This window comes from Actinoplanes sp. NPDC026623 (genome assembly GCF_040638275.1).
In the GTDB taxonomy this organism is placed as follows: domain Bacteria; phylum Actinomycetota; class Actinomycetes; order Mycobacteriales; family Micromonosporaceae; genus Actinoplanes.
This window is the reverse complement of the sequence record NZ_JBEZXZ010000049.1, coordinates 1-24,854: the sequence shown is the minus strand read 5'-3', so window position 1 is coordinate 24,854 and position 24,854 is coordinate 1. Positions and strand designations below refer to the sequence as shown.

The following is a 24,854-nucleotide window of genomic DNA, read 5'->3' as shown; positions in this document are numbered from 1 at the left end:
CAGCACCCAACAGGTCGTGACGGCTGCGTAGTACCCCAGCGCCCACCACGTCCGGGGCGGCCGCGCGCCGGTAAGCCGTGCCCGCCGCCACTCACTCTCGACGACATCCCATGAGCCTGCCGCAAGCGACCACCGACTCCTAGCTGTTCTCCTCGATGTATGTGGCCGGGTCCTTGTCGGCGAATGACAGGCCCTTGCCCTGCGGGTGCTCCCCGAAGAAGCGCAGCCAGCGCGCCCCGAGTTCGAGGCGCAACTCCCGGCTCGCGTGCTTGCGGAAGTCGGGGAGCACCTCGTCCTCCTCCTCGGCCAGGTGCTCGCTGTTCTCGGTGCGCGCCCTCCACACCCCCTTCCACCAAGCATCCGAGCCCACCGGGTGCTTACGCGCCTCCTCGATCCCGTCCCGGATCTTGTTGTGGTCGCGGATCGCATCGTCGGTCTCCTCCTCGGCGTCGTCGCCACCCGCGTCCTTCAGCAGGTGCGGGTAGAGGATCTCCTCCTCCGCGTCGGCGTGGATATCGAGGTGCAGTGCCAGCGGCGTCCAGATCGCCTCCAGGTCCGCCGGCGACTGCGCGTCGTCCAGCCGGGCAAACCCGACCCGGAATCGGTGGTGGTCCTCGAGGATCAGCGCGGTGATGTCATCCATGACAAGCACGGTAAGGCCGGGCGCCGGCCCACGCCCGCCAACAAGCCGGAACCCATGGATAACCGCCGAGTCAGCCGGTGGCAGTCCGTGCGAGCGCCCGAACGCCACCGCTGAAGCGAACGCCGCCCGGTGGTACGGCTGCGGGTCAGGCGCGGACAGCGGCTCGGTGTGTGCCGCGATCCACATCGGAGCAGATCGATGGTGCTGCCGGCGAGGTGGCGTCGCTGACCAGCACACGATCGGCCTCGATCCGGAGCCGGGTTCAGGCGTGGAGTTCTGCGGCGAGTTGGAGGCGTAGGTAAGCGTCGACCCAGGCCGTTTGGGCGGCGGTGTCGGGGTCGGGGCCCAGGCGGGCGGCCAGCGCCAGGTTGGCGTCGGCGGCTCGGCGCAGGCCCAAGGTGCGTAGCCGGTCGGCGGCGGTGCGCAGGCGGGCCGGCATCGTCGGTGGGGTGTGGGCCAGCCCGCGGTGGGCCACCTCGGACAGGAGGGAAAGGGCATCGTCCAGGGCTTGGGCCAGCGAGTCCGTCGTGCGGGCGGGGCGATCTCCGGGGGTGGGGCCGGGTGTCGGTGGCATCAGGTCGGGGATCAACACGCCGTCGCCGGTGGCGAAGCCGAGCGGGTCGATGGTGATGCCGGTGGTGCCCCGGCGGACAGTGCCGGCCACATAGCGGATCTCGCCGGTCAGGGCGGTGGCCACCCCGTCGAGGCGGCCAGGGGCGCAGGACGCGTGCGTGGCAGTGACGGTGGCGGTGATGCCGTTGGCGTCGGCGATCACGGCGTCCAGGCGTTGTGCGCCGTGCGCGTAACTCAGCGACATGACCTCGGCTACTGGTATCACCCGGACCAGTTCGGCGGCCACCCGGGCGCGGACCGGGCGTGGGGGCAGGGCGTCCAGTTCGGTGGCCAGGACGGCCAGGTCGGGGGCGAGCAGTGCGCCGGACAGGTCCTGCCAGGAGCCGCGGGAGGCCATCGCCTCGGTGCGGCTCAGCCGGCGGGTGCCCAGCCGGACGGTTCGGCTGGCGCTGCGCGACGCCGACTCGGTGACCACCGCGCCGCCGGCCAGGGCGCCGATGGTGACCCCGGCAACGCGGCGGCCGGCCAGCAACGGGCCGTCGTCCTCGGTTTCGTAGGAGCGCCGCAGCACCAGCACCGTCGCGCTGTCGGCGTGGGCCAGGTAGATCTCGACGAATCGTTCGCCGCCGGCTGCGGTCACCCGGGCGCCGAGGCCGTCGAGCCGGGCCCGGCGCAGCGGCGTTTCGGCCGCCTCCTCGGTGCCGAGCACCCGGGAGGCGAGGCTGGCTCCGCCGCCGGTGACGCTGCGGTGCCGCGCGAACAGCTCGGCCAGATGGTCGGCGAACGCCTCGGGCCGGTAGCGTGCGCTGCGTTCGCGGTACGCCTCCAGCTGGGCGACCAGGTCCTCGACCGCCAGCAGTGGCCATCGCATCCGGGCGGATTCGAGGTCCCGGCGCGCGGTCGCCACCTCGGCCCCGATTCCGGCCCCGAGGTGCACGGCCCCTTCGCGCAGCAGCAGCCCGGCCAGCGCGACGGCGCGGTCCAGCCCGGCCACGGTCGTGGGTGCACCCCCTCCACCGACCTGTACCTGCACGTCGGCCTCGCCGGGCGCCTGCTCGTCGGCCACCCGGAACGCCCACACGGCCAGTGCCAGGACATCGTCCCGAGCCCCGGCCACCGCGTCGGTGCGCGCAAACCCAAGATCCGAAGGCACCAGGAACCGTACGGTTGCGGTCGGTAGCTCCACAGTGGGCACCGGATCCCTCGGTCCGCCTCGATGCACCCGGGCGACATAGCCGGCACCCTCCACCCGCCGGGCGGCCGCCATCATCCGCTCCCCGATCCGAGCCGTCAGCTGCTTGTCGGTGAACGCCCCCGGTGACCACGCCGGCCCAGCACCACCAGCGTCGGCGTTGCTGCTGGTGTCAGCCGCGGGTTCAGCGGCGCCGGTGGTCTCCCGTTCCTGGTAGGCCAGCACCAGCGCGATCACATGCCGGCAGACGCCCGGAGCGGCACAGCTGCACCTCGCCGCCTCGAGACCGCCGGCCGGGAGGCTGGTCACCGCGCCGTCCGGGTGGGTGGCCTCGACCGTGCCGTCGGGGGATTCGGAAAGCGTGGGCGGCTCGCGGCCGGCCTCGCGGGTGGCGCGCTTCACCAGGCCTCGGTTGGTCAGTTCGGCCAGTGTGTCAGGCGTCAACGCGAGCAGATCGGCCCTCATCGGCTCACCTGCTCTGCCACGAAGGCGGCCAGCTCGCCGGGGGTCATCGCGCCCACGGCCGCGCCTACGTCAGCCAGACGCTGGCCCGTATCGCGGTCGTAGGCCGGGTTCGCCGACGAGTCGAGCGCCGCCAGGCAGAGCACCTTGCTCCCCTGTTCGACCAGTTCGCGGACGCTGCGGATCAGCGTCGCCACCGAGCCGCCCTCGTAGAAGTCACTGATGATCGCGACGATGGTCCGGCGCGGTTGCTCGACCAGGGCGGCGCCGTAGCGGACCGCCTTCGCGATGTCGGTGCCGCCGCCCAGTTGGACCTTCATCAACAGTTCGACCGGGTCGTCGACCTCGCCGGTCAGATCGACCACCTCGGTGTCGAAGGCGATGAGATGGGTCCGCACCCCGGGCAACCCCCACAGGCACGCGGCGGTCACCGCCGAGTGGATGACCGAGTCGACCATCGACCCGGACTGGTCGACCAGGAGGATCACCTGCCACTGTTCAACGTGCTTGCGCGTACGGGAAAAGAAGTGCGGGGTTTCGATGTAGAGCCGCTTCTCGTCCGGGCGGTAGTGGCCCAGGTTGGCCCGGAGGGTGCGGGTCACGTCGAAGTCGCGGGCCTGTTTCCAGCGGCTGGGTCTGCGGGCCCGGGCGCCGGAGAACGCGGCCCGGACCTCCGTCTGCATCGTGGCCAGCAGATTGCGGACCACCGCCTCGACGATGCGCCGGGCCAGCTTCAGCACCTCGGGGTTCATCAGGTGCTTGGTCTGCAGGACCGCCCGCAGCAGGGCCGGGTTGGGTTCGACCGTGCGCAGCACCTCGGGGTCGGTCACCACGTCGGTGATCTCGTAGCGTTCGACCGCGTCGCGTTGCAGCCGTTCCACCGTCGCCTGGGGAAACAGCTGGTTGATGTCATTCAGCCAGTCGACGGTGGTGAGTGTGGACGGTCCGTCGCCGCCGGTCCTCCGCACGTCTCGCCGGTCGAGGTCCCCGTCGCGACCGTACAGCCAGTCGAGGGCGGCGTCCCGGCGGGCGGCGTCGGCGTTCAGGCCGCCCATGGCGGACGCCGGCGTGCCCAGCACGAGCCGCCAGCGTTCCAGATCCGGATCGGTCATCGGTCGGGTGCTCCGATCAGTGCCTCGCGACGTAACGCGGCATCGACCCGGTCGTCCAGCATCATCCCGGCCGCGACCACGGCCGGGTCGGCACCGCCACGCAGCAGGGAACGTCCGCCGCCGCCGAATCCGCGCCGGGCCAGCAACTTCTCCGCGATGGTCTCGCGTTCGCGGGGCGGGAAGTATTCGAAAGCCTGGCGCAGCGCGGGCAGCGCCACCAGGAAGTCCTCGCCGGCCAGCGCCGAGACCAGGTCGTCGAGCAGGCCGATCACGTCGTCGTGCTGGAGCACCTCCTCGCGGGCCAGCGCGAACAGCCCGGCCAGCCAGTCGCCGGCCATGCCGGGGAGGAACGCGCCCCGGACGGCCCGGACCGGGTCGCCGGCGACGCTCATCGACCAGCCGAAGCCGTAGGCGGCGCCGCGCAGGTCGGGCGGGGATTGCGGGTCGGCGGCGATGCGGCCGGTGACCTCAACGGCGGCCTCGGCGTCCAGGTGCAGCGCACGGCCGGCGTGCCGGAGCGCGTCGCGGCAGGCGGCCAGCGCCGCGATCCGGGCGGGGTCGGCCGGTGCGGTGGCGCCGTGAACGCCCTCGGCCAGCCACAACACCCGGCGTACCGCGGCCGCGATGACGATGCCGAGCGTCTCGTCGTGGGTGCTGCCGAGCAGGTTGCCATGCCGCCACATGGTGAGCACGACGGCCAGCATCCGGCCGAGCGGGCCGAGTTCGGGGGCGGCGGCGACCGTGCCGGCGATGTCGGACAGGGTCCGGTCGGAGACCTCGGCGGCCCCGGCCAACGCGGCGTCGAACAGCACCTCGGCCAGCGCGTCCACGTCCCGTCCGGCGCGGGCGACCCGTTCGGCGAGCACCGCGGTGCATGCGTCGGCGAGGGTGGCACCGTACGCCCCGGCCTCGATCGTCGCGGTCAGTCGCTCGGCGCTCGGCCGCAGCGTCCAGCGTTCCGACAGCTTCGGTTCGAGCCCGGTGGCCGGGCCGGCCCCGCGCCGGAAGCCGGGCACGCGGAGCACCCTCACCCGGTGCAGGATGCGGCTGCGAATCCGGTCCTTCTCCGAGGTCAGGTCGAGGTCGAGGTCGGCGGCGCCGTCGAGTCCGGCCCGCGCCAGCTCGGTGTCGAGGTCGCGGACCAGCGGCGGCGCCGGGGTTTCGGCGTGCAGCCGGCCGACCCGCGTGCCGCTGAGTGCGGCAACCATCTCGACCACCACGGGGTGACTGCCGGTGCTCAGCACGCCGCGTGCGGACCACGGCAGCGGTACCTCCAGTGCCTCGTTGACCAGCGCGGACGCCAGCCCGTCGAGAACGTCGGTACGCCCAGGGGCGTGATGCCCGCGGACCATGGCGAGGCCGTCGGCGGTGGCCCGCGCGGCGATCAGGTCGGCCGTCGAAACCGGTTGCCTGCGGTCGCGTAGCCGGCCGGCGACCGCCTCCACCAGATGCCGGGCGGCGCCGTCCGGGCCCGATTCCCACAGTTCCTGGTAGTAGCCCGGCGACGGCATCCCGGATTGGTAACCGTCGAAGGCGTCGAGCCGCCGGAACGAGTACGGCACCAGAAAGCTCCCGCCGAGCGCCCCCTTCGGCATTTCCGGCACTTCGGGCCACTCGGTGGTGCGACCGGTCCGGCCGGATTCATACGCCGCGACCATTGCCGGCCGGTGGAAGCCGCCGGTCACGACGACAACCGGCCGGTCACCCGCGGCGGCCGCCGCGGCGAGGACCCACCGGCCCATGTACGCCTCGCGGGCCGCGTCCGACCCGCTCGCCGCCGACTCCCCGCGGACCAGGTCGAAATAGGTGGCAAGCCGCTCGAACAACCCGTCCGAGGGGGCGATCTCGAATAGGTGGTCCCACAGCGCGTCCACATTGTCCACGGCGAACGCCCGGCACAACCGGTCGATCACGTCGGCGTAGCGCAGTTCCGCGTCCGCGTACCGATTGCTGACGTCGCCGAACGCCGGATGCCAGGCCGGCAGGTCGATGAACCGCAGCTCGGCGCCGACCGCGCGCCCGGCGGTCAACGCGACCCACTCCGGCGAGTAGTCACACAGCGGCGCCCAGGAGACGTGCCGTCGTTCGTCATCCCGGTAGCTGCTGAACACGGCGATCGGCAGCTCATGCCCGAGCAGCAGCTCGCCGATCCGCCGGTTGATGTCCGACGGGCCTTCCACCAGCACGTACGCCGGCTTCAGTGCGGCGATCGTGTCGCGGACCAGGCGGGCGCAGGCAGGGCTGTGGTGGCGTACGCCGATGAAGGTGACCGGCACGGCTCAGCCCGGCAGCAGGTGTCGGGCCTGGTGCAGCGCCTTCCACTGGTCACCGGCGCGCCAGGTGACCTGCTGCGCCAGGTAGCGCCGGAGTTTCGTGAGGTCTTCCGGGTTGTCCTTGGCCGCGGTGCCGGCCAGGCAGGCCACCAGGTCCTCGGCGGTGCCCGGTTCGCTGCGGAGGAACCAGCCGCGTAGGCCGATGGCGTGCGCCACCGACACCGCCTCCGCGGTGCTCATCACCGCCGACAGCCGATCCATCGTGTCGCCCCGCGCCGTCTCCCCGGTACGCAGCTCACGGAACGTGGTGACCAGCACCTCGAGGACGTCTCGGCGGGGTTCGGCGGTCACCCCGGACCGGCGCAGCAGCCTGCCGGCCTCCTCGGCGACCAGGGTCAGCTCGGTGTCGAAGTCGGCGATCGGGAACACGGTCTCGAAGTTGAACCGCCGCTTCAGCGCCGAGCTCATGTCGTTGACGCCCCGGTCGCGGGTGTTCGCGGTGGCGATGACGTTGAAGCCGTCCCGGGCGAACACCATCGCCTCGGGGCCGGTCAGCTCGGGGATGGCGAGCACCCGGTCGGACAGCGGGGAGAGCAGGCAGTCCTGGACCTCCAACGGGCAGCGGGTGATCTCCTCGAAGCGGACCGTGCGGCCTTCGGCCATGCCGCGTAGCAGCGGCGCCGGCACCAGCGACCGGGTGGACGGGCCCTCGGCCACCAGCAGCGCGTAGTTCCACGAGTAGCGGATGGCGTCCTCGGTGGTGGCCGCGCCGCCCTGGATGGTCAGCTTCGAGTCGCCGCTGACCGCTGCGGCCAGCAGCTCGGACAGCAGTGACTTGGCGGTGCCGGGCTCGCCGACCAGCATCAGCCCGCGGCTGGTCGCCAGCGTGATCAGCGCCCGGTCGATCAGCGACGGGTCGCCGACGAACTTGCGGGTGACGCCGAGCCGCGGATCGCCGACCACAAACCGACTGGCGGCCTGCACGCTCAGGGCCCAGCCCGGCGGCCGGGCGGCTGTGTCGTCGGCCTTCAACCGGGCCAGTTCGTCGGCGAACCGCACCTCGGCCGGCGGTCGCTGCACCTGGTCGGCGGGTTCGGTGACCTCGACAACGGTCATGTCCGGCCCTCCCGTGCTCAAGAGCTGATCTCGGTCAGATCGCGGATGATCTCTGATGCGGTGATCGGGTCGAGCCGGTCCAGCGGGATCCGGCCCTGAACGCCGCGGCCCCAGCCGGTGCCGCTGCCGTCGTGCAGGAAGACGTCGGTGAGCTTCTGCTCGTTGAACTCGTCGATCATGCCGACCGCGATGCCCGGGTCGAGGTCGATCGCGAACTCCAGGCGCTTCCCGATGATCAGCTCGATGCGGCCCTGGATGCCCGCGTCCTGCGGCGTCTCCCGCCGCCAGCCGCGTCGTTCCAGACTGATCACCTTGTGGGTGGGCAGCGTCAGGCCCTCGAATCGGGCCAGGTTGCTACCGTTCCTCTCCTGCGGCGTGAGCGCGAACGTGGACCGGCTCAGCTGCGCGAACGGTTGCAGGATCTCGTAGTCGGCGAACACCTCCGACCAGGCGGCCAGCGAGTCGCCCAGGTGCAGCGGGTGCGCCACGCCGACCGTGGCGTCGTCGCCCAGGGTCGTCACGTCGTCCTCGACCGTGGACAGGCTGCGGTCCTCGGCGACCCGGATCGCGCCGACCACCTGGCCGTCCGCGTCGAACTCAGCCCAGACCAGCCGGCGCACGATGTGCCAGAGCAGCGGGTGCTCGACGAACAGCTGCCGGAACTCGGCGCCGGTCCAGCGCCGCCCGGCCACCATCGCCCGTTCGAGTCGCCGGATCTGGTCGGCGGCCACCGTCCGTACGTCCTTCTTCAAGGCGGAGAACTGCTTGTACGCCGCCGGGGCCAGCTCGTGATCGTCCCTCGTTCCCGGTTTGGGCAGCGCCTTGAGGTGCTTGCCGGCCGCGTCCGCCACGAACGGGCGCAGCTGCTCATCGAACCCGATCACGAATTGGCGCGGGCCGTAGTCGAGCCGCATCGACCCGTCCTGCTCCAGGCCGAAGTTGGGCACCAGACGGTCGGCCAACTGGTCGGCGGTGAGCCCGAGCGCCGCCGCCACCTCATCCATCTTCTCCCCGGCCGCGTTCTTGAGGCCCTTGAACCTGGCCCGCTGGGCGATGCCATGCAGATGCATGAGGGCGACGTCGCTGCCGATCGTGGCAAGCACGCGCACCCCGGTGACCGCCCGCGCGTGGCCGCCCTCGCCGGGCCAGGCCAGGATCAGCGGGGTCAGCCGGCGCACGGTCTCGTCGTCACCGATCAACCCGAGCACATCGAGGATCCAGTTCTCCTTCGACTCGCCGCCGGAAGCCTGCCACCGCTGGAACAACCCCCAGGCGAACTCGGCCAGGCTCGCCGGCTCGCACGCCTCCTTGACGAGCTCCAGCCCTTCGTAGGGATCGTCCGGCTTGGACAGGGCCAGCACGGTGATCAGATTGGTCACCGCGTCCGCGGGCAGCGCACCGGCCCCTCCCCGCAGCCGTACCGGCGGCAGCAGGCCGGGCAACGCCCAGCCCGGAACCGCGGGCATCCGGGCCGGCAGGATCGCCAGCGGGTCGGTGGCCAGCAGGGCCTCGATCGCATCCCCCGCGATCTTGCCGTAGCCCTGCGCCGCGGTCCGGACCGCCTCGGTGTGCCCGTTGGTGTGCAGTGTGAACAGCGCACGTTCGGCCTGGCGGCGGGCCTGGCCGGCCTTGCCCAGCGCCGGTGGGACGAGCGCCCGAGCGGCCGCCTCCGGGTGCCGCAGCAGCCAGGCCAGCGCCGTACGCCGGACGCTCTTGAGCCGAGCCAGCCAGTCGGCGATCAGCACGGCGATCGTCGGCGACGCGAACGGAAGCAGCAGGCCCGCGCCGTCGCCCGGCCGCTCCCGGACCAGCAGCATCACCGGCGGCAGCGCGTCCAGCTCGAACCGGGCCACGATCAGCCGCATCCACGAGCCGGCTTCCCAGATGGCGCGCGGATCCCACGTGGCCAGCACCGGACGGACAATCGGCTCAGGACCCTGGTCGAAGAACCGGGCCGGCTCCGACCACGGTGCCCGCCCGACGCGGATCTGCGCGGCCAGCTTGGCCCAGTCGTCGCTGCCGTTCGGGGTGTTGTGGTAGGACGCGCTCCGCCACTCCTCGCGCTCGCCGGGCAGCCAGGCGATCGTGGGACCGTCAGCGCAGACCAGGTCGGTCAGCACCACCGGCTTGGCGGGTTTGGCCCGGTTCTGCCACGGCGGAGTGACCAGCAGCGGCGGAACGGCCTCGGCCGGGGCCACGGTGACCGCCGCGGCATCCCCGACGACAGTCCGCACCCGGGCAGCGGCGTCCGCGTCGAGCTCCGCAGTCACCCGGTCGACCAAACCGGGGTGGACGAGCACGTGGGCACGCAGCAAATCGGCCACCGAACGTTTGGCGGCACCCTCGGCGAGCAGACGCATCGCCCGCACCGGGAACCGGTCGGCCGCCTCGAGCAGCGCCGGCGCAACATAGCGGTCGTCGATCCGCTCGATCAGACCGCGCAGCGGCGCGTCGCCGGTCAGTGCCGACACCATGCTCAGCAGCCGCCGCCGGGCGTCGGCATCGGTGTAGGCCTCGTCCAACCAGTGGAACAGCGTCGGGGCGGCGGCCGGCCCGGTCCCGTCGACCAGCGTGGTCAGCATCGCCAGCGAGCCGTAGATGGTGTAGCCGTTGGCGTGCTGCGCCAGCGCGGCGAGTTGCTCGCCGGCACCCACGGCGGTGATCAGCGCCGACGCGCGGTAGCTGTCCGCGTCGGCGATCGCGGCGTCGACGTCTTCCGCCACCCACGCCGCGCGGTCCGGCGCGAGCAACGAGGTCGCCACCCGGGCATAGGCGTGGCCCTTGCGGAACGACTCGAGCGCCGTCACGACGGCCGAGTATTCCTCGTCGGACGCACCGGCGAGTGCCTGCCGGACCCGCAACACCACCTGCAGCGGCAGGTCGGCGCCCCAGCCCTGGCGACATTCCCCGGCACGCATCGGACGCACGCCGTAACGGTCGTTGCCGGTGTAGTGCGCCCCCCGCGGCGCCGCATCGTCGGAGATCAACAACGCCATCAGGTGCACGGCGGCCTCGGCCGCGTAACGCAGCCCGCGCTCGCCGATCCAGACGTCCGCGAACGCGACCAGCCGCTCCCGGGCCGACCAGTTCCCGGCAGCAGCGGCGGCCGCCACCGCCGCGCCACCGATCGCCGGGGCGCCCGCGTCACCGAGCCGCCACGCGAATGCGGCCGCCCGGATGTCGTCCGGCGTGGTCGGCGCCTCAAGGATCCGCTGCACCGTGCCGGGCAGCCGGTTCGCTTCCTCCTCGGCGACCGCCCGAGCATTCGGATCGGGCACGAACCGGCCGGCCCCGACGCTGGTGCGCCGCGCATACCGATGCCGGTACCAGGCCGGCGGAAACACGAACGCGTCCTCGTCGACCTCCACGACCAGCGCGCTCGGGGCCGGAGCCACCGCCGAGGCACCCGGGCCGGCCGAAACGGCGGAAGGCGTCGGATTCGCCGCCGCCGACCCGTGGCCGGGACTGATCGGCGCAGACGCCCTGCCACCTTGCCCGGCGGCCGGGGAAGCGCCGGCGGCCGGAGCGGCCGTGGTCTCGACGTAGCCCTTCCTGGTTTTCTCGGCGATCAGCTTGGTTTCGTGCGTGGTCGCGGCGGCCGGGTCGTCGAAGTCCTTGGCCTTGGTCTGGCCGATCGTGCCGACGCGCCCCCAGCGCACGGTGACCTCGTTGCCGTCGCGCTGGATCTCCCAGAACTTCGCCGAGCCACCATCGACGAACTCGAAACTACGCATGACCCGCCCCACTGTCGAAGATGCGGCGAAGGTTAGCGGGGGCGTACGACAAAGCTCGAGAGCCCCGGCTCAGCCCGCGGAACGGGCCCGCACGCGGATGTCATTTCAGTCGGGTGCGGTCAGGTGCCGCGGTTTCGCCGGCGGCGGGGACGGCATCAGGTGGCGACGGCCCGGCGGAGGTCGTCCGCCCCGGGGCCCTGCAGCTGCCCGATCCGCACGACACGCCCGGTGAGCAGGAGAAACAGGTCGGTCATGGTGCCTGTCACCTGCGCGCCGGCTCCGGTGGACCAGCCGTGGTCGGTCGCGGTGAGCCGGTACGCCGCCAGCGGCAGGGTGCGGAAGACTTTCGCGTTCCCGCGGCCGCGGTAGGAGACCACCCGGTCGGCAGCCTCGGCCACCTCGACGGCGGGGACGCGGATCTCGCGGCCCAGCGGGATGGCCATGTCAAAGGTGTGGCCGACAACGTCGATGAGCGCCTCGCGGCAGGTCAGGCCCGGGAAAGTGCGGTGCCGCCCCACCAGCAGATCGAGCCGGTGAAGGAGTTGCCCGGGATCGTGGCGCCGGGCGAGGTCGATCGAGCCTTCCCGGATGAGGTGGTTGGTGCGGCCCGGATGCCGGATGGCGAGCAGCGCGAACTGCCGGACGGTCAGCAGTGGCATCGTCAGATGTGCTGCGACATCCCTCACGGTCCACCCCTCGCACAGCGAGCGGGTGCCCCACTCCCCCGGGGCCAGGTCGGTCAAGAGAGCCACGATGGCGCGGCGCCGCCGGTCGACGGCCGACCAGACCTCGGTGTCGTCCATGAGCCCGATCCCTTCACCCGACCAAATCTAGTACGAGTATGGTACTAAAATCCGGTCCTGATCGGGACTACCGGAGGGGCCCATGATGGAACGCGCAGTCTCGTCCGGGTGGCTGATGTTCATCGGCTTTCGAGCGGCCGAGGACCGCATCGTCGCCGCGCTTGCCGAGGCGGGCTACGCCGGCATCACCCGGGCCCAGGCCAGGATGCTGGCCGGCATCGACCCGGCGGGCACCCGGCTGGTGACCCTCGCCGATCGCGCCCGCATCCCGAAACAGACCGCCCTCGCCCTGGTCAACGGCATCGAGGCGGCCGGCTTCGTGGAGCGGGTGCCGGATCCCTCCGACGGGCGAGCACGACTGATCCGGCTGACAGCACGCGGCCGGGGCGCGTTGCCCGTCGCCATCGCCGAAGAAGCGCGGATCGAGGCCGACTGGCAAGCCGTCCTGGGCGTCCGGCGGATGCGGGCGCTCCGCGGCGCGCTATGGGAGCTGGCCCTGAGCGTCGACCCGCACCTGCACCCGCCCGACGCCTCGGAGCACGAAGAACCCAACGGCGAACACGGCGGTTGACAACCGCGGCCGGGGAGATGCGAGCGGGCCGAGGCCTCGACTCTCCTCCTTTGCCGGTGGCGGTGCCTCCGGCTTGGGCAGGCCCTCATGCCATGCAGACACCGGCCGGGCAACGAAGGTGACATCCCGTCTCAGTCGGTGGGGGTCAGCCCGGTCGAGGCGCGCATCGAGCCGTCCATCTCGAACGGCACCGACTCGTGCTCGTGCGTCACCAGCCAGCGTCCGCCGATGCGGCGCAGCCCCAGCGTCACCCGGAACCACAAGCTGAAGCCCTCGGCGGAGCCGCGGGGCACGGCGCTCAGGCGGTCGAGGCTGGTGGCGAACGCCACGTCGCCGTCGGTGGTGATTTCCAGCCGGGTGACCTCGCGGCGCGGTGGCATCTCGAAGTTGGCCAGCCAGGCCTCCAGCGGGGCCGGGTCGCGGCCGTCGCCGGGCTGGCGCAGCGGCGGGGCGAGGCTGTATTCAACGAAGCTGGGCGCGTAGTACGACAGGATGGCCTTGACGTCACCCTGCTGCAGCAGCGCGGCCTTGCCCTCGATGGCTTGCCTGATCTCGTCCATGACAGGTCCTACCCTTCTCTCTTGCCCGGGACGTCGAAACAGAGCCGCCCGGTTTCGACATCCCGGGCAAGAGAGATTTCATTCGGGAGAATGGGGCCGCGCATGGAGGTGCCGTTGTGAAATACGTGATCCTGGTTCAGTCCAACCCGCAGTCCCTCGCGGTCTGGGAAACGCTGACCGAACAGCAGCGCAGCGACTTCGGCGTCGGTCACCTGCGGCTGAGCGAGGAGATGCGCGAGGCCGGTGTGCTGGTGGGCGCTGAGGGGCTTGGCGACCCGGCCCTGGCCACCCACGTGTCGGTGCGCGGCGGTAGGACGATCACCTCGGACGGACCGTACGCCGAGGTCAAGGAGCACCTGGCGGGCTTCTACCTGATCGACGTCGCGGATCTCGACGAGGCGGTCGCCTGGGCCGCGAGGGTTCCGGACGCCGCGTACACGAAGGTCGAGGTGCGCCCGGTCCTCGACATGAGCACATGGGAGCAGTGACCGGGCTGCCGGTCCTGCTACGCGAGTACGCGCCGCAGGTGCTGGCCGCTGTGCTGCGCCGCTACGGTGATTTCGAGGCGTGCGAGGACGCGGTGCAGGAGGCGCTGATAGCGGCCGCCGGGCAGTGGCCGCGGACCGGCGTCCCGGAGCAGCCGCGGAACTGGCTGATCACCGTGGCGAGCCGCCGGCGGGTGGAGGCGCTGCGCAACGAGACGGCCCGGCGGCGTCGCGAGGAGGCGGTCCAGCGCGAGCCTGCGCCGCAGGCGCGTGGCGATGACGAACTGGCGTTGCTGTTGCTGTGCTGCCATCCCGCGCTGAGCGTGCCGGCGCAGGTCACGCTCACCCTGCGGGCGGTCGGCGGCCTCAGCACCGCGGAGATCGCCCGGGCGCTGATGCTGCCGGAGGCCACCGTCGGCCAGCGGGTCAGCCGGGCCAAGCAGCGGATCCGTGACACCGGTAGCCGGTTCGAAATGCCCGGGCCGGGCGAGCTTGGCGAGCGTCTCACCGCGGTACGCCACGTGCTCTACCTGATCTTCAACGAGGGCTACACGGCCAGCTCCGGGGACGCCTTGCACCGGGTGGAGCTGACCAGGGAGGCGATCCGGCTGACCCGGCAACTGCACCGGCGTCTGCCTGACGACGGCGAGGTGGCCGGGCTACTCGCGCTGATGCTGCTCACCGACGCGCGCCGGGCCGCCCGTACCGGGCCCGAAAATGCCCTGATCCCGCTCGCGGAGCAGGACCGGCGCCGCTGGGACGCGGCCGCGATCGCCGAAGGCGTCGCGCTCATCACCGACACGCTGGAGCGGGCTCCGATCGGACCGTTCCAGTTGCAGGCCGCGATCGCGGCGGTGCACGACGAGGCGGTGCGCGCCGAGGACACCGATTGGCCGCAGATCCTCGCCCTGTACGGGATGCTGCACGCGCTCGCCCCAAGCCCGATGGTCACGCTGAACCGGATTGTGGCGCGTGCCATGGTCGAGGGCCCGGAAGCCGGGCTCGCCGGGCTCGACCAGGTCTCCGAGGATCCGAAGCTGGCCGGCCACCACCGGACCGCCGCGGTGCGGGCCCACCTGCTGCAGCTGACCGGCGACCTGGCCGGGGCCCGGGAACAGTACCGGCTGGCGGCACGGCTCACGCTGAGCCGGCCCGAGCAGCGCTATCTGGAGTCGAGGGCCCTGCAGCTCGAATGAGCCGGCGCAGGATGCCAAAGCACTCCAGGATCGTGCCGGCGGAGGTGTCGACCGCGGCGCCGATGGTGGTGCGGTCGCCTCCGCGCGGCGCGCCCTCGCTCACCGTGATCGCCGATCAGGACGCCATCGTGTCCGCCGCGAGGCAGGGTCGAACGTCGACCCGCAGGCCAAACACACGACCGATGTGTCCGCCCGGCCGAGCGGGTTATGGTGCCGCATGGCTACCGAGTCGTCGTACACGATCGTGCCTCTCGGCCCCGAGACCTGGCCCGCCTTCGATGCCCTGGTGCAGCGGCACAACGGCATCTTCGGGGGCTGCTGGTGCATCTGGTTCCACCCTGACGGACCCGAGCGCGGCCAGGGCGCGGAGGCCAACCGAGCGCTGAAGAAGGCCTACGTCGAGCAGGGCAAGGCGCACGCCGCGCTGGTGATGGACGGCGACGAGGCCATCGCCTGGGCCGAGTACGGCACCCCGGCCGAGCTGCCCAGCCTGCATCACCGCAAGGAGTACGACGCCACCAAGACCGCGGATCCCGACTACCGGATCACCTGCGTCTTCGTCGACAAGCGCCATCGGCGACGGGGCGTGACGGAGCTGGCGATCACCGGTGCGCTGGACCTGATCGCGCGGGCCGGCGGCGGGCGGGTCGAGAGCTATCCCCACGACCTGACCAACCAGACCAAGAAGATGTCGTCGTCGTTCCTCTACAACGGCACCCGCCGACTCTACGAACGGCTCGGCTTCACCTACGACCGGCCAAAAGGGCTGAAGAACTGCGTCATGGTGAAGACGGTCGATCCCGCATAGGACCGGTCACCGCCGGCCGCGGCCAATCACCGGTTGCGCCAGCTCCCTGACCGCACCCCAGCGAAAACGCGGGTCCCGTGCCGATCAGGCGATTCCAGTCGGCGGGCCGATCGAATTGCACCGACCGGCCCGTCAGCCTATTTGGGTCGCCAGGTGCGGGCGGTGGTCGTCGTGGCGTTGCCGGCCTTGTCGTAGCCGCGAATCTGAATCTTGATCTTCTTTCCGTACCGCTTCGGGTTGACGGAGAAGGCGTAGGACGCCTTGGTGTCCTTGGCGACGACCTTGTCGTTGATCAGTAGCTCGACCCGGTTGATGCCGTTGCGGTCGGTGGCGGAGACGGTGACCTTGACCGTCCTGCTGACCTTCGCGCCGTTACCGGGCGCCTTGGTGATCTTCACGGCCGGCTTGGTGTTGTCGACGACGACGACCCGCCTGGCGGTGCTCCGGTTACCCAGCCGATCGGTGAGCGTCCAGGTCAACGTGCGCGCCCCGTCCCGGCCCGCGGAGGCGTACGCGGTGAAGGGCGCCTTGTACACGGTGTTGGCATCCAGCAGATAGGCCTCGCGGAGGCCGGACGGGTCCACGCCATTCACGGTGGTCCTGATCTGACCGCCTCGGACGAGAGCCCGGTCGGCCGGGGTGATCGAGGTGATCGCCGGGCCGGTGTTGTCGATGACGATGCTGCGGGCCGCCGTCGCGCGGTGCCCGAGGTTGTCGAAGGCGCGGACCTCCAACAGGGCGGTGCCGTTGGCCCGGCCGGTGTCCCAGTCGAAGTAGGCCCGAGATGGCCGGCCCGGTGTTGTCGATGCCGTAGAAGCCGTAGGCGAAGGTGACGTTGCCGGCCTTGTCGGTGAGTTCGAAGTGGACGTGGAAGGCGCCGGTACGCCCGGTCGTGTCCCAGGTCATCGACCACGGCGCGGCCGTGGCCTTCGCCACTTCCCGGCCGCTCTCGTGGTCCCACAGCACGATCTGCGCGATGTCGCTCGACACGTCGGTCGCGGTGAAGGTGACCACCCCGCCGATGAAGGACTCGAACGGCGGCGACAGAGCGGCGTGCGGGCCCTCGGTGTCCACCCGGGCTCGGCTCGTCGCCTCGCCGCGGTTTCCCGCCGCGTCGAACGCCCGAATGGTGACGTCCGCGTCGGTGCCGTGCAGGTTGGCGGGCACCGACAGGTAGACACCCGTACTCCACTGGCTGGGCAGGTAGCTCCGCTGGACCGTGCCGTTGAGGAGGACCTCCACCCGGGTGACGCCGGTGTCGTCCGCCCAGCTCGGACGAAGCCGCTGGCCGCGCCCGATGACCTGGCCGTCCACGAGACCGGTGGAGGAGACGACCGGCGAGGTGTCGTCGGCGGGCGGGTCGGCGGCAAAGGCGGGCGCCGGGCCCCACATGACCAGGCAGCCGAGCAACCCGGCTGTCGTGATGAGACGAAACTTGCCCATGGCGCGGGGACTCCCGTAGTCGTGACTGCGGCCCGGACGATACGCGATTTGATCATCAATTGTCGATCTCGTCCATCGACCCGCATGAGTACCGGCAGGGCGCCGGCGACACCGTCCGCACCCGGCCACCGCCACCCGTATCCCGCGATGGGAACGAATTGGCCGATGTTCCAATAGCGCCTCATCCCCCCAGTTCGGCGGGCCATTCCGCGTAACGATCCGCGACGTTGTGAACTGCCTGTTTTCAGGTGATTCTTGCGTGGTCAAGACGGAAATCACGAGGCGAATATTGGCGTTTCTCATATACTTTGGACAGTTACCCGGAACGGCTCGATGAGCCGGAAACGATCATCAAAGACGTGGCGCCGCCTCGGGCGGCCGGCCCGCGGTCGCGCTCGTCCGTTCCGGCACGCAACGGTGACCTTCTTGCCACCCACTGTGCGGTACGGCACGATGGCTGCGTGAGCGGTGACTTCCTGGTAAACGTCGTGTCGGATTCTCCGGTCTCCGATGAGGATCTGGCCGAGGCCACGCGTGATCTGCGCGACGACCTGAATGAGCTTCGGGGCGTCGAGGCCAACGAGGTGGCCGGCCCGGCCGCCGAGGGCACCCGCGATGCCACCACCGTCCTGCTCGGCGTGCTCGGCGTGAGCCTGTTCGGCATCCCGACCGCGATGCGCGCCAAGGCCGACTACGACCGCCTGGCGAAGCGCCTCGACGAGATCATCAAGCGCTACCAGGAGCGGCACCAGGGCAAGAAGATCACCATCGATCTCCCCGACGGCACCAAGCTCGACTCGGAGAACATGTCCGAGGAGGGCCTGGCCAAGGTGTTGCGCAATCTTCCGCAACGGTCCGGCGTCGCGGTCGAAAAGCGGAAGAAAGTCAATTGAAACTCGCGCTGCTGATTGGCATCGGCGCGTACGAGAATGACCGCTTGCCGAATCTGGACTCACCCGCCAGTGACGTCAGAGATTGGGCGAAGATTCTTGGGAGTGCGGAGCTCGGCGCGTTCGACCGGGTCACCCTCTCCCAGGACGACGATTCACACACCCTGCAGGACAAGATCTACGACTTCCTGGCCGCGGCAAAGCCCGACGATTTCCTGCTGCTCTATTATTCCGGCCACGGCCGGCTGCACGGGCGCCGCCGCCTCTACCTCACCGCGACCTCGACCGATCCCGACCGCCTGCCGCCCACCGCGGTACCGAGCGACGAGCTGCGGCAGTGGGTCGACGAGTGCCGGGCCGGCGAGTTGGTGCTGATCCTCGACTGCTGCCACGCCGGCGCGTTCGCCGACCTCAAGCAGCGCGGCGACCGCAGCCGCGTCGTGCTGGTCTCGGCCGGCGCGACCGAGCTGGCCCATGAGGGCGACGGCTACAAGCAGCACGCGCTGCCGTCCGCGTTCAGCGGCCCGTTCCTGGAGGGGCTGCGCACCGGCGCGGCCGACAGCGACAACAACGGCATCATCAGCGTCCGCGAGGCCTTCGAGTACGCGGCCGTCCGGATGGTCGACCGGGAACGCCCGCAGACCCCGCAGATGCGCGCCGCCGGGGTCGGCGACCTGATTCTGAGCAACGCGCCGCGGCGGCCGGAGATGATCCCGCGGGACATCATGCAGCTGACCCGCAGCGCGCTGGTCTCGGCCCGGGCCCTCGCGGTGGACGAGCTGGGCGCCTGGTTGCAGCGCGAGCAGCGCACCCGGGTCGAGCTGGCCGCGGTGATCGAGACCCTGGAGGACCTCGGCCACGACGAGGACGAGCGGGTCTCCGCCCGGGCCCGCGCGGTGATCAGCGGCCGGGGGCGGGCGGCCCGCGAGGAGCTCGCCGCCGAACCGCCGCCGGACGCGCCGGCCGATCAGGGCGCGCTCGACTGGGTGGCCGGCAGCACCTTCTACGAGCTCGACGTGCGCTCGTTCTACGACTCCAACCACGACGGCCAGGGCGATCTGCCGGGTGTCACCGAGAAGCTCGACTATCTGCAGCGGCTCGGCGTCGACTGCCTGCTGCTCACCCCGATCATGTCGTCGCCCTCGGTCAGCGGCGGCCGGGACATCGCCGACTTCACCAGCATCGACACCGGGCTCGGGCAGCCGTCGCAGCTGCTCCAGCTGATCGGCCGGGCCCACCGTCGCGGGATGCGCGTCATCCTCGACCTGGTCCTCAACCACACCAGCAACCAGCACGACTGGTTCCAGCGGTCGCGGCGGGACCCGGACGGCCCGTACGGGAAATTCTATGTCTGGAGCGCCTCCGGCGAGGGCTTCGCCGAGGCGGCGCAGCCGCTGGGCAGCAACGAGGGCGGCTGGACCCACGACCCCGTCCGCGGGCAGTATTTCTGGCACCGCTACAGCCCGCACGAGCCCGACCTCAACTATGACGTGCCCGAGGTGGGCGCCGCGATGCGCGAGGTCATGGAGTTCTGGCTGGAGCAGGGCGTGGACGGCCTGCGCCTGCTCACGGTGCCCTACCTGTTCGAGCGCAGCGGCACCGAGAGCAAGGGCCTGTCCGAGACACACACCTACCTGTCCGGGCTCCGGGAGTGGATGGACAGCACCTATCCCGGCCGGGTGCTGATCGCGTGGAGTGACGCGTGGCCCGAGGACGCCGATTCCTACTTCGGCACCGACGAAGCGCCCGAATGCCACCTGGTCATGTACGCCTCGCTGATGCCGAGCCTGCTGCTGGCGATGCGTCGGCAGGCGCACCGGCCGGTGTCCAGCGTGCTCTCCCGGATGCGCACGGTCAGCGGGGACCGGCACTGGGCGGTCTTCCTGCGCAACAGCGACGAGATGCCGCTCGGGCTGCTCCCGCCGGCCGATCGTGAGGAGCTGCTGCGCGAGCACGCGCCGCTGGCCCGGATGCGCACCGAGGCCGGCATCCGGCGGCGGATGGCGACCCTGCTCGACAACGACCGCGGCGAGCTGGAGCTCGCGTACGCGCTGCTGATGTCGATGCCCGGGGTGCCGATCCTCTACTACGGCGACGAGATCGGCATGGGTGAAAACCTGTCGCTGCCCGGCAATCTCGCGGTCAAGACGCCGATGCAGTGGGCTCCCGACCGCAACGGCGGCTTCTCCACGGCCCAGCCGGAAAACCTGCCGGCCCCGCTGATCCACGAGTCGGCGTTCGGCTACATGGCGGTCAACGTGGAAAACCAGCAGCGGGCGCGATCGTCGCTGCTGCAGGCGGTCAACCGGCTGCTCGACGCGCGGCGCGGCTTCGCGGCCTTCGCCAGCCCCGAGTTCCTGATCGTCCGGTCGACCAATCCGGCCGTGCTGGCGTTCCTCCGCGGCGACGGCGACAAGCGGGCGCTGTGCCTGTTCAACTTCGCCGGGACCACCCAGACGACCACGTTGTCCCTGCCGAATTTCGGCGGCACGGTCCCCCGCGAGCTGACCGGCGGTGCCGAGTTCCCCCGCATCGCCGACTCGGGCGAATACGACGTGGGCATCGTCGGTCACGGCTTCTTCTGGTTCGCCGTCTCGACACGACCGGGCGACTGAAGCTCGCGGTTTCCGCTCTCCCTCTTCGCGCCGCGGAGGAACTGGCTGCCGCCGGCGAATCGGACCATTGATCAAGTCTCCCGGTGTTTGTATTCTGCGGCACGTTACAAACCGGCATTCGATACGGGTGGTCCACTGAGGACGGATTACACGCACCGCGAGCCACCAATCACGGGGAGCCCACATGCACAAGAATCGTCGCGTGACCGCGTTGGTCACCGTCGCGCTCAGCACCGCAATACTCGGCGGCGCCGGGATCGCTCTGGCCGGAACGGCCCTGGGCGACACGCTTCCTGGCGCGGAGAACACCCCGCCGCAGGCCACCTACTACCTTGCGGCCCAGCATGTCTGGGTTGGACAGTCGGTGACCCTGGTTCAGGATTCGCTGACTGACGACGCCACGGCCCCGGCCGACATCACCCAGTTCGTCTCGTGGGGTGACGGCCAGGGCGAGACGGTGCCGGGAACCACGACGCGGATCTCCCACGTCTACTCGGGCATCGGCAGTTACGCCCCCACGCTGACGGTCTCGGACGGCACGGCGGCGTCCAACGGCTTCGGCGAGCCCCGCGTGCTGGCCTATGTCCATGAATGGGTGGGCTCCGCCAAGCTCAAGAAGACCTCGGCCTGGGTCGGCGAGGCGGTGACCATGGAATATCACACGTCCAGCGACGCGGACACGGTCCGGATCTCGTGGGGCGACGGCAAGACCAGCACGGTCACGGCGAGCGTCAGGGTCGCCACGGCGACCCACGCCTACGCCTCGGCCGGCACCTTCACCGCCACGGCGGCGCCGGGCAACGAGAACGGGGTCGCGACCCCCAAGCCCGCCGGCACGATCACGATCAAGAAGGACGCCGGCAAGCCCACGGTCACCCTGCGGAAGCCGTCCAGCCCCAGCGCGCGCAGATCCTGGGCGACGGTCCGGGGGACGTCGTCGGACGCCGCCAGCGGCGTCCGGAGCGTGTCGCTGACCGCGATCGAGAAGCGCGGCTCGTCCTGGTACTACTACACCGGCTCGGCCTGGAAGAAGGCGACCTCCTCGGCCACCGCGGCCAAGAAGGCGAAGATCCTCACCCGCACTCCCAGCAGTTCCGGCGCGTGGAGCACAAAAATCAAGAGCCTGGCCAAGGGTACGGTTCGCTTCACGTACTCGGCGGTCGACAGGGCGGGCAACCGCTCGGCCGCGAAGCGCCTGGACCAGAAGCTCACCCGGTAACCCGGCGACATCTCCATGTGAATCGCGAGAAGGGGGAGATCCGGGCGGGCCTCCCCCTTCGCAGAGATCGACTAGGCTGCGCCGAACTCATCGATCGATCGCGGGGAAGACTCATGGCGGACACTGTCACGCGGCCACCACGTTCCTGGGAAGTGGGCACGTTCGCGCTGCTTCTCGCGGTGGCCGCGACCACCGCATTCAGCGTGTTCTGCCTGGTCGCCGATCTGGCCCTGCGGCAGGCCCTGCAGGCCGGCGGCGCCGACGACGCCTCACCGATGCTGATCTGGGCGATCGAGCACGCGGACGGGATCGCGGGGTTGAACCTGGTGCTGCTCGTCGTCTACCTGGCCGGCTTCCTCATCTGGCGCCGCGGCAGCCGCAGCATGCTCCGCCGGCTCGTGGACGACCCGGAGGCCCCGCTGCGGCACTGGTCGATCGTGGTGTGGAACCTGGCGATCGTCGCCAGTGTCCTCATCACGGCGAGCAGCGCCGGCTCGGATCCCCGCAACCTGGACGAGACCGTGTCCGCGTTAAGTTTCGAGGCGCTCCGGTGGGGCGTTCGGTCCGTCGGGCTCGGGGTGCTGCTGATCGGCATCGTCCAGATCCGCGGCCAGATCCGCCGGGCCGTCGCCGAGCCCCGCGTGCCGGCGCCCGCGGCCCCCCGCCCGGAGCCGGCGCCGATCGCCTATCCCCCGGCGCCCGCGACCGATGGGACGCGCCCGGTCCGGGTGCTCGAGCCCGTACCCGGGTCGGAGGGGCTGCCGCCGGCCGACGACGCCTTCTGGAATCGGGTACGGGACGCGGCCGCCGGCGCGGACGTCGCGCTGCTGGAGCGGACCGGCCTGCAGGCGTACGGGTGGAAGCTGGTGCCGGCGGGCGGTGACGGCGCCGAGGTCCGGGCGGCGCTGCGGCCCGGCGCCGTCGTGACGGCCTTCACCGAGTCGCCGTCCGCGCAGGCACCGGGGAAGAAGTACAAGCCGGTCGCCGCCGATGAATACCACGGTTTCCTGGAGTCGGGCGAGACCGGGGCGATCTGGTATCAGCCCGTCGACAGGTTCCGGCTGCCCGCCTTCCTCGGCCGCGCGGGCTCTAGCGGGCGGTGGGCGCTCTATCCGGTGGAGGACGACGCCGCCCTCCGTGCGGTCGTGCCGGCCGAATAGCCCTGCCCTGGGGAAAACCCCCAGGGCACAGTTGGGTGGTTTCCGCGTTCCGCTCGTCACTCGCTGTTCGTAGCGTCATCGGTGACGGCGCGCATCCGCGGGCCTGGTAGCCGGGCAGTTCGTCCTGCCCTGTCGAGAGGCTCGCGGTGATTGAGGTACGTAGCCTTACTAAACGTTACGGCCGGGTGGTCGCCGTCGAGGCGCTCAGCTTCGACGTCCGCCCGGGGGTGGTGACGGGATTCCTGGGGCCGAACGGGTCGGGGAAGTCGACCACGATGCGGCTGATGCTGGGCCTGGACGCGCCCGATCGCGGGACGGTGCGGATCGCCGGGCGCGGCTACCGTGAGCTCGGGTGGCCGCTGCGCGAGGTCGGCGCGCTGCTGGAGACCGGGGCGTTCCACCCGGGCCGCAGCGCGCGGGCGCATCTGACCGCGCTGGCGGCCGGCAACGCCATCCCGCGCCGCCGGGTCGACGAGGTGCTCGGCCTGGTGGGCCTGGAAAGCGCGGCGGACCGGCGGACGGGGAAGTTCTCCCTCGGCATGGCCCAGCGGCTCGGCATCGCGGCGGGGCTGCTGGGTGATCCGGGCGTGCTGCTGTTCGACGAGCCGGTCAACGGCCTCGACCCCGAGGGCATCCGCTGGATCCGCGACCTGATGAGGTCGCTTGCGGCCGAGGGGCGGACGGTGTTCGTCTCCAGCCACCTGATCAATGAGATGGCCGTGACCGCGGACCGCCTGATCGTCATCGGTGCCGGGCGGCTGCTGGCCGACACCACCGTCGCCGAGTTGTCGGCCGAGTCGGCGTCGCTGGAGGACGCGTTCCTGAAGCTGACCTCCGGCGAGGCCGAGTTCCGCGCGGCGATGGGCAGGACATCATGACCTCGGTACGCGGGCACTACCGGTTCCGGCACGTGGCCAGGATGGAGTGGATCAAGCTACGTACCCTGCGCTCCACCTGGTGGACGATGGGTTTCGCCGGGCCCGCCGCGGTCGCCATCGGCGCCGCCGTCGGGCACAGCACGAAGGACGCGTCGGGTGACCTGACCAACAACGTGCTGGGCGGCATGGTTCCGGGGCTGCTGCTGGCCGGGGTGCTCGGGGTGCTGGTGATGACCGGCGAATACTCGTCCGGGACGATCTCGGCCACGCTGGCCGCGATCCCGCGCCGGCCCCTGCTGCTGGCGGCCAAGGCCGCGGTGTTCGGCGCCGTGACGCTGGCCGCCGGGGAGGCCGCCGCGTTCGCCTCGTTCTTCGCCGCCCGCGCGACGCTGCCGGATGGCGTGCCGGCGGCAGAGTTCGGCCAGCCGGGCGTGCTGCGCGCGGTGCTGCTGGCCGGGACGAGCTTCTGCCTGATCGGCCTGCTCGGCCTCGGACTCGGCGCCATCGTCCGGCATTCGCCCGCCGCGATCGGCCTGCTGGTCGGCGGGGTGTACGTCCTGGCGCAGGTGATCGGCGCGGTCGCGCACGCCGCGAGGGGATACATGCCGATACTGATCGTCGGGAACTCCATCAGTACGACCAGGCCGTTGTCCTGCGGGGCGCCCGCCGGGCAGTGCCAGCAGCCCCTGCCGGCGTGGACCGGGCTCGGCATGCTCTGCCTGTACGCAGCCGTTGCCCTGGTGGTCGGCGGCTGGCTGCTGCGTCGCCGGGACGCGTGAGCGGGGAGAATGGGCTGATGGACGCCGGCAGGCTGGTGAGCGCGGTCCTGCACGGCCCGTTCACCGGCCGTGCCCGCCGCGAGGTGGCGTTCTGCGTGCTGACGCTGCCGTTCGGCGTGTTCCTCCCGCTCGTGGGCTTCTTCGCCACGGTGGACGCCGGGTTGCTGCTGGGTTCCGGTCCGCCGTGGGTGGTGGACGGGAACCCGTCCGGGCCGGCGCTGGCCGCCGGCGTGGGTGTCGCGGCGCTGCTGGCGGTGCTCCTGGTGGCGACCGGCGCCACCCGCGGGCTCACCGCGATCTGCCGGCGGCTGGCGGGCCGGCTGCTCGGCGAGCGGGTCGCCG

Annotated in this window: 20 protein-coding genes and 1 pseudogene; 12 read left to right on the top strand and 9 right to left on the bottom strand. The window is 71.2% G+C overall.

What is annotated here, in order from left to right; genetic code table 11:
* Positions 1–139 precede the first annotated feature (139 nt).
* The 7 genes from AB0F10_RS17125 to AB0F10_RS17095 all read right to left on the bottom strand — a co-directional run bounded on the left by AB0F10_RS17125 (position 140) and on the right by AB0F10_RS17095 (position 11,908).
* On the bottom strand, positions 140–643 hold the full coding sequence (locus AB0F10_RS17125) for a hemerythrin domain-containing protein (protein WP_360625120.1): 504 nt from the start codon (positions 641–643) through the stop codon (positions 140–142).
* A 262-nt stretch (positions 644–905) separates the two neighbouring features.
* Positions 906–2,873, bottom strand: coding sequence for a hypothetical protein (locus AB0F10_RS17120; protein ID WP_360625118.1), 1,968 nt, complete (start codon positions 2,871–2,873; stop codon positions 906–908).
* Positions 2,870–3,982, bottom strand: a complete 1,113-nt coding sequence (locus tag AB0F10_RS17115) for a VWA domain-containing protein (RefSeq protein WP_360625115.1) — start codon at positions 3,980–3,982, stop codon at positions 2,870–2,872. The genes AB0F10_RS17120 and AB0F10_RS17115 overlap by 4 nt, the downstream gene beginning before the upstream one ends.
* Positions 3,979–6,258 (bottom strand): DUF5682 family protein, encoded by a 2,280-nt coding sequence (locus tag AB0F10_RS17110; protein ID WP_360625112.1) that lies wholly within the window; start codon positions 6,256–6,258, stop codon positions 3,979–3,981. Before AB0F10_RS17110 ends, AB0F10_RS17115 begins: the two co-directional genes overlap by 4 nt.
* A gap of 3 nt (positions 6,259–6,261) precedes the next feature.
* Positions 6,262–7,371 (bottom strand): AAA family ATPase, encoded by a 1,110-nt coding sequence (locus AB0F10_RS17105; RefSeq protein ID WP_360625109.1) that lies wholly within the window; start codon positions 7,369–7,371, stop codon positions 6,262–6,264.
* Positions 7,372–7,388: 17 nt separating this feature from the next.
* Positions 7,389–11,105: a DUF4132 domain-containing protein gene (locus AB0F10_RS17100; protein WP_360625106.1), complete on the bottom strand. Its 3,717-nt coding sequence runs from the start codon at positions 11,103–11,105 to the stop codon at positions 7,389–7,391.
* A gap of 155 nt (positions 11,106–11,260) precedes the next feature.
* Entirely contained in the window at positions 11,261–11,908 is a 648-nt protein-coding gene (locus tag AB0F10_RS17095) for a maleylpyruvate isomerase family mycothiol-dependent enzyme (protein ID WP_360625103.1), read from the bottom strand.
* A gap of 82 nt (positions 11,909–11,990) precedes the next feature.
* Here AB0F10_RS17095 and AB0F10_RS17090 point away from each other — a divergent pair, with 82 nt between their 5' ends.
* Complete coding sequence (locus AB0F10_RS17090; protein WP_360625100.1) at positions 11,991–12,479, top strand: MarR family transcriptional regulator; 489 nt, start codon at positions 11,991–11,993, stop codon at positions 12,477–12,479.
* Between the two features lie 131 nt (positions 12,480–12,610).
* On the opposite strand, the gene AB0F10_RS17085 is transcribed toward AB0F10_RS17090, so the two are convergent.
* Positions 12,611–13,039 carry a nuclear transport factor 2 family protein gene (locus AB0F10_RS17085; RefSeq protein WP_360625097.1) on the bottom strand — a complete coding sequence of 143 codons (429 nt, stop codon included), beginning with the start codon at positions 13,037–13,039 and terminating at the stop codon, positions 12,611–12,613.
* A 116-nt stretch (positions 13,040–13,155) separates the two neighbouring features.
* On the opposite strand from AB0F10_RS17085, the gene AB0F10_RS17080 reads away from it, so the two are divergent.
* The 3 genes from AB0F10_RS17080 (at position 13,156) to AB0F10_RS17070 (ending at position 15,528) form a co-directional block, all read left to right on the top strand.
* Complete coding sequence (locus AB0F10_RS17080) at positions 13,156–13,527, top strand: YciI family protein (protein ID WP_360625094.1); 372 nt, start codon at positions 13,156–13,158, stop codon at positions 13,525–13,527.
* Positions 13,515–14,720, top strand: coding sequence for a sigma-70 family RNA polymerase sigma factor (locus AB0F10_RS17075; protein ID WP_360625091.1), 1,206 nt, complete (start codon positions 13,515–13,517; stop codon positions 14,718–14,720). Before AB0F10_RS17080 ends, AB0F10_RS17075 begins: the two co-directional genes overlap by 13 nt.
* A gap of 217 nt (positions 14,721–14,937) precedes the next feature.
* The gene (locus AB0F10_RS17070; protein WP_360625088.1) at positions 14,938–15,528 is read left to right on the top strand and encodes a GNAT family N-acetyltransferase; all 591 of its coding nucleotides are present in this window, start codon (positions 14,938–14,940) and stop codon (positions 15,526–15,528) included.
* 137 nt (positions 15,529–15,665) lie between these two features.
* Here AB0F10_RS17070 and AB0F10_RS17065 read toward each other — a convergent pair whose 3' ends face one another.
* Entirely contained in the window at positions 15,666–16,262 is a 597-nt protein-coding gene (locus AB0F10_RS17065; RefSeq protein ID WP_360625085.1) for an Ig-like domain-containing protein, read from the bottom strand.
* 110 nt (positions 16,263–16,372) lie between these two features.
* Here AB0F10_RS17065 and AB0F10_RS17060 point away from each other — a divergent pair, with 110 nt between their 5' ends.
* The 8 genes and pseudogenes from AB0F10_RS17060 to AB0F10_RS17025 all read left to right on the top strand — a co-directional run.
* Positions 16,373–16,705 (top strand): hypothetical protein, encoded by a 333-nt coding sequence (locus AB0F10_RS17060; RefSeq protein ID WP_360625082.1) that lies wholly within the window; start codon positions 16,373–16,375, stop codon positions 16,703–16,705.
* A gap of 574 nt (positions 16,706–17,279) precedes the next feature.
* On the top strand, positions 17,280–17,864 hold the full coding sequence (locus AB0F10_RS17055; RefSeq protein ID WP_360625079.1) for a hypothetical protein: 585 nt from the start codon (positions 17,280–17,282) through the stop codon (positions 17,862–17,864).
* Positions 17,861–20,476, top strand: coding sequence for an alpha-amylase family glycosyl hydrolase (locus AB0F10_RS17050; RefSeq protein WP_360625076.1), 2,616 nt, complete (start codon positions 17,861–17,863; stop codon positions 20,474–20,476). Before AB0F10_RS17055 ends, AB0F10_RS17050 begins: the two co-directional genes overlap by 4 nt.
* Positions 20,477–20,678: 202 nt before the next feature.
* A complete protein-coding gene (locus AB0F10_RS17045) occupies positions 20,679–21,695 on the top strand; it encodes a hypothetical protein (protein ID WP_360625072.1) in 1,017 nt (338 codons plus the stop codon).
* 152 nt (positions 21,696–21,847) lie between these two features.
* Positions 21,848–22,855 (top strand): hypothetical protein, encoded by a 1,008-nt coding sequence (locus tag AB0F10_RS17040; protein WP_360625069.1) that lies wholly within the window; start codon positions 21,848–21,850, stop codon positions 22,853–22,855.
* Positions 22,856–23,001: 146 nt separating this feature from the next.
* Positions 23,002–23,733: an ATP-binding cassette domain-containing protein gene (locus AB0F10_RS17035; RefSeq protein ID WP_360625066.1), complete on the top strand. Its 732-nt coding sequence runs from the start codon at positions 23,002–23,004 to the stop codon at positions 23,731–23,733.
* Positions 23,730–24,512, top strand: coding sequence for an ABC transporter permease subunit (locus AB0F10_RS17030; RefSeq protein WP_360625063.1), 783 nt, complete (start codon positions 23,730–23,732; stop codon positions 24,510–24,512). The genes AB0F10_RS17035 and AB0F10_RS17030 overlap by 4 nt, the downstream gene beginning before the upstream one ends.
* A 17-nt stretch (positions 24,513–24,529) precedes the next feature.
* Positions 24,530–24,854 (top strand): annotated as a pseudogene (locus tag AB0F10_RS17025) (hypothetical protein); the annotation flags it as partial.

Bases quoted from the DNA above. Each gene is read 5' to 3' on its own strand.
- AB0F10_RS17095 (WP_360625103.1), bottom strand. From the start codon at position 11,908: ATGGACGACACCGAGGTCTGGTCGGCCGTCGACCGGCGGCGCCGCGCC.
- AB0F10_RS17105 (WP_360625109.1), bottom strand. From the start codon at position 7,371: ATGACCGTTGTCGAGGTCACCGAACCCGCCGACCAGGTGCAGCGACCG.
- AB0F10_RS17070 (WP_360625088.1), top strand. From the start codon at position 14,938: ATGGCTACCGAGTCGTCGTACACGATCGTGCCTCTCGGCCCCGAGACC.
- AB0F10_RS17100 (WP_360625106.1), bottom strand. From the start codon at position 11,105: ATGCGTAGTTTCGAGTTCGTCGATGGTGGCTCGGCGAAGTTCTGGGAG.
- AB0F10_RS17090 (WP_360625100.1), top strand. From the start codon at position 11,991: ATGATGGAACGCGCAGTCTCGTCCGGGTGGCTGATGTTCATCGGCTTT.
- AB0F10_RS17030 (WP_360625063.1), top strand. From the start codon at position 23,730: ATGACCTCGGTACGCGGGCACTACCGGTTCCGGCACGTGGCCAGGATG.
- AB0F10_RS17120 (WP_360625118.1), bottom strand. From the start codon at position 2,873: ATGAGGGCCGATCTGCTCGCGTTGACGCCTGACACACTGGCCGAACTG.
- AB0F10_RS17115 (WP_360625115.1), bottom strand. From the start codon at position 3,982: ATGACCGATCCGGATCTGGAACGCTGGCGGCTCGTGCTGGGCACGCCG.
- AB0F10_RS17125 (WP_360625120.1), bottom strand. From the start codon at position 643: ATGGATGACATCACCGCGCTGATCCTCGAGGACCACCACCGATTCCGG.
- AB0F10_RS17075 (WP_360625091.1), top strand. From the start codon at position 13,515: ATGGGAGCAGTGACCGGGCTGCCGGTCCTGCTACGCGAGTACGCGCCG.
- AB0F10_RS17085 (WP_360625097.1), bottom strand. From the start codon at position 13,039: ATGGACGAGATCAGGCAAGCCATCGAGGGCAAGGCCGCGCTGCTGCAG.